The 2,799-nt window shown below is 56.8% G+C and carries 3 protein-coding genes and 3 tRNA genes; all 6 read right to left on the bottom strand.

The features are described 5' to 3' along the window. Positions 1-129 precede the first annotated feature (129 nt). A tRNA-Thr gene (locus APH34_RS28230) sits at positions 130-205 on the bottom strand. 29 nt (positions 206-234) lie between these two features. Beyond that, a tRNA-Gly gene (locus APH34_RS28225) sits at positions 235-308 on the bottom strand. Between the two features lie 24 nt (positions 309-332). Beyond that, positions 333-416, bottom strand: a tRNA-Tyr gene (locus tag APH34_RS28220). A gap of 146 nt (positions 417-562) precedes the next feature. Further along, entirely contained in the window at positions 563-988 is a 426-nt protein-coding gene (locus APH34_RS28215) for a hypothetical protein (RefSeq protein ID WP_054903778.1), read from the bottom strand. A 7-nt stretch (positions 989-995) separates the two neighbouring features. Next, positions 996-1,745, bottom strand: coding sequence for a pantothenate kinase (locus APH34_RS28210; protein WP_054903777.1), 750 nt, complete (start codon positions 1,743-1,745; stop codon positions 996-998). Further along, positions 1,735-2,694: a bifunctional biotin--[acetyl-CoA-carboxylase] ligase/biotin operon repressor BirA gene (gene birA, locus APH34_RS28205; protein WP_054903779.1), complete on the bottom strand. Its 960-nt coding sequence runs from the start codon at positions 2,692-2,694 to the stop codon at positions 1,735-1,737. Before birA ends, APH34_RS28210 begins: the two co-directional genes overlap by 11 nt. Positions 2,695-2,799 lie beyond the last annotated feature (105 nt).

Raw genomic sequence — 2,799 nt, 5'->3', positions numbered from 1 at the left:
AGTGCCGACGTTAACGTGGGGAAGGGAACGATCAAACTTTTCCTTAGCCATCGATACAATCCTCCGCAGAAGAAATAGTCTTGCGCTGATAAAACAAAGGCAGATATTTTCATATCTGCCTTGTTTATATGGAGCTCTTGAGCGGACTTGAACCGCTGACCTCACCCTTACCAAGGGTGTGCTCTACCAACTGAGCTACAAGAGCGAAACACTTTTTGCAAAAACCAGCAAACCTGGAGCGGGTAGCGGGAATCGAACCCGCATCATCAGCTTGGAAGGCTGAGGTTCTACCACTAAACTATACCCGCGGAGCCTGCAGCTCTCGCTAAAACTGGTGGAGGGAGAAGGATTCGAACCTTCGAAGCTCTCGCAACGGATTTACAGTCCGTCCCCTTTGGCCGCTCGGGAATCCCTCCTGCTTTGTGGGCGGCATTTTCAACTCTTGCCGTCCTGTTGTCAAGCTTTTTTTTCAATTAAATCTTGAAGTTAGCTACTTTGACAACCGCTTCCAGCGCCACCACCTGAGTGGTGTTCCCTGTGAAGCGGGCGCCATTCTATCAAGCTATTCACCAGTTGCAATACCCTGGCAGAAAATAATTTTGTGTTTTAAGTCTTTGAAATCGTTGGAAAGACTGGCGAGTACCGCTTCGTCCAGCAAACGCTCGCTTTCGGGGGTTATCTTGAGCCAGAAACCATCGGCACCCGGCAGTTGGCCGGCTACCGGTAGCGCGTTGATATCCAGGCTCAGCAAGCGCTGGCGCAGTGCGCCCAACTGCTCTTGACCAGCAAAGCCACCTACTACAAGGCATTCATCACGACGCCGGGGCGGCGCCGAGACGCCCGCCTCACGCAACAGGCGGATTTCCTGTTGATTACCTTTGTATAGCGACAGTGGAGCGACATCCTTGGCTTTCAGCGGGGCTTCCTGTTGGTGCCATACGTAGTAGAAGACGTTAAGCACCAGCAATAGCAGAAACAACCAACGCATAAGCACCTCAGCCCAATGGGCAAGCCATTGCCAAACCAACGAATACCAGGTCAGGAACTACACGCGCTTGCGGCGCAGCTTCACGTACCAGGGGAGCATCACCGCCGGTTAGGAACACCGTGAAGTCCTCGCCCCACAAAGCGCGCGCCTGCTCGAGTTGAGTGCGAGCAAAACCTTGTAGCATCAGGACACAACCCCGCTCGACCGCCTCGACGGTGGAGCGCCCTGGGGCCAAGCTGGTCAATGCTCGCTCGGCGGAGGCATCGTCATAGCGGATACGGCGCGTATGCGTGCGCAGCTGGCTGCGCATCAGCGGCATACCCGGGCAAATATACCCGCCAAGATGCTCGCCATTCGCCGACACGAAATCTGCCTTCGCGGCAGTGCCCAGATCGATCACCAGGCACGCCCGCTTTGCCAGGTGATACGCACCTAGCGCAGCGAGCCAACGGTCCATGCCCAGTCGTTGGTAGTCTTCGTAACCGTTGCGAACCCCGGCCATTTCCTGGGCAGGCTGCGCGACGCGCGCCTCTACGGAGAACGCCTGGGCAATCAATTGGCAAAGCGCTGTCGTCTCTTCCTCGCTGCGCACACTGACAATACGGCAACCGCCAATGCGCAGTGAAGCCAAAGCACTCACCTCGGCCACCAGAGCCTGGTCCGAATCCACGATCCCGCCACCCACGATCGTCGCGTCGGCAGCATGAATTACACGCCATTTGATAAAGCTGTTACCGCAATCGAGCTCAAGAATCATCACGCAACCTCAAACTGAGCTCACCACCGCTGAAGCTCTTTTCCACACCGTCGACCTCAAGTCGCAAACCACCCTGCCCGTCCACACCCAGCACTACGCCCTGGATCTGGGTACTGCCGGCGATGAGCGAAACGTTTTGCCCTTGCCACAGGTGCGCCTGCTCCCACTCCTCCTGGAAAGCAGCAAAACCATAGCGGCGATGACGAGCCAACTCATGCTGCAGCTGCTGGCTAAGCACCGCGACCAGGCGATTACGGTCAATTGTGCAACCAAGCTCACGCCGTATCGAGGTCCATTGCTGGTCTACCTGATCGTTGGTCTGCATATTTACGTTAATGCCGATACCCAGAACGACGTGACATACGTCCGCCGGATCACCCACAAGCTCGAGGAGAATGCCGGTTATCTTCTGACCGCGGACAAGCACATCGTTTGGCCACTTGAGACCCACATCCTTGACACCGAAACTTTGCAGTGCACGCATTACAGCCAACCCGACCACAAGGCTCAGCCCTTCGAGCTGCCGCATGCCACCGTCGACCCGCAATACCAGGCTGTAATAGAGATTTTCTGCGAACGGGCTCACCCACTGGCGGCCGCGCCGTCCGCGCCCAGCACTCTGGCGCTCGGCCAGGACCAGAAATGGAGCGACCTGCCCCTCGGCCACAAGGCGGAGCCCTTCAGCGTTAGTCGAATCAATCGCTTCATGGATGAATACGGGCCACTGCTCGCCCGCGGCAAACTCGGCAATAGCCTGTGCCTCGAGCAGGGCAAGCGGCGCCGCTAGCTGGTAACCGCGCCCGCGAACCTTGTGAATAGTGAGGTTCAGTTCACTTTCCAGGTGCTGCAGCTGCTTCCAAACGGCACTGCGACTCACCCCAAGGGCTGCCCCCAAGGCTTCGCCGGAATGGAACCGGCCATCCTTGAGGAGATTCAACAACTTCAGCATGCCAGTCTCGACTTGGAATAAGGCTGGCATGATAGCTAGGGGTAGTGAGCTTGCATAGGAAAAGGGCAGCCTGGAATGGCCACAAGCAAGGTGTTTTTCGCCTTG

Source organism: Pseudomonas sp. NBRC 111131, from assembly GCF_001320525.1.
Taxonomy (GTDB): domain Bacteria; phylum Pseudomonadota; class Gammaproteobacteria; order Pseudomonadales; family Pseudomonadaceae; genus Aquipseudomonas; species Aquipseudomonas ceruminis.
This window is presented reverse-complemented; position numbering and strand designations above follow the sequence as displayed.